Origin of the sequence: Actinoplanes sp. NPDC051633, from assembly GCF_040681735.1 — a bacterium.
GTDB lineage: Bacteria > Actinomycetota > Actinomycetes > Mycobacteriales > Micromonosporaceae > Actinoplanes.
Genome location: NZ_JBFAZH010001700.1, coordinates 1 through 1,236, shown reverse-complemented (window position 1 = coordinate 1,236; position 1,236 = coordinate 1). Strand labels below are relative to the sequence as shown.

Annotated in this window: 1 protein-coding gene; it reads left to right on the top strand. The window is 68.4% G+C overall.

Features of this window, described 5'->3' with window-relative positions:
* Nucleotides 1–1,175: ricin-type beta-trefoil lectin domain protein (locus AB0M20_RS44450; protein WP_364307614.1), on the top strand; the 1,175-nt coding region annotated here is incomplete at its 5' end.
* Nucleotides 1,176–1,236: the final 61 nt, after the last annotated feature.

Sequence of the window (1,236 nt, the reverse complement as noted above, 5' to 3'; positions counted from 1 at the left end):
GCTGCCAGGCCGGCAACCCCACCGCGATGAACTACCCGGGCATGAGCTGGAACCCCAGCGGGCTGGTCGAGCTCACCAAGAACCATCTGTATCCCGCGCTGCACGCGGCCGGGCTCAGCACCAAGGTGCTGGTGCACGACTGGAATTACGGCGACTACGCCAACTTCGGCTCCGGCGTGCTGAACGACGCGGGCATCCGGTCGGACGCCAACTTCGGCGGCATCGCCTGGCACGGTTACTTCGGCGACCCGGCGGTCGGGACCCAGGTGCACAACCAGTACCCGTCGGTGCCGCAGTTCTCGACCGAGCACAGTGGTGGGCAGTGGATCGCCAACCAGCACAACGAGGACCTGACCGACATCATCTCGTACACCCGGAACTGGTCCGGCAGCCTGGTCAAGTGGAGCCTCGCCGTGGACAAGAACGGCGGCCCGCACAACGGCGGCTGCGGCACCTGCACCGGCCTGATCACCGTGCAGAACGGCGGCTCACGGGCCGGCCAGGTCGACTACACCATCGAGTACTACACGACCGGCCACCTCACCAAGTACGTGCGTCCCGGCGCCCAGCGCATCGAGTCGAACGACGGCTCGGCGGTGCGCAACGTGGCGTGGCGCAACGCGGACGGCTCCAAGGCGCTGATCGCCCACAACGCCGGCACGTCGTCGCAGGCGGTCAAGGTGAACTGGGGCAACCAGTCGTTCACGTACACCCTGCCGGCGCGCACCACGGCGACCTTCACCTGGACCGGCACCCAGTCGGGCACCACGCCGCCGCCGGCCACCCGGACCGGACCGATCGTCAGCGCGGCGAACAACAAGTGCCTCGACGTGACCAACGGCTCGACCGCCGACGGCAACCTGCCGCAGATGTGGACCTGCTACGCCGGGTCGGCCAACCAGACGTGGACGCTGTCCTCCGACGGCACGGTGCGCGCCCTGGGCAAGTGCCTCGACGTGCAGAACAACGGCACGGCCGACGGCGCGGTGGTGCATCTGTGGACCTGCTATCCGGGCCTGGGCAGCCAGACCTGGACGGCGACCACGGGCCGTGACCTGCTCAATGCGGGCGCGAACAAGTGCCTCGACATCACGAACAACAACCAGGCCGACGGCGCCAAACTTCAGCTCTGGAGCTGCTCCGGCGCCGCCAACCAGAAGTGGACCACCCCGTAACCGACAACTGGTAGCCCACCCACGCGTCGGAGGCCCGGACGCGTGGCTGGGCTACCACTCC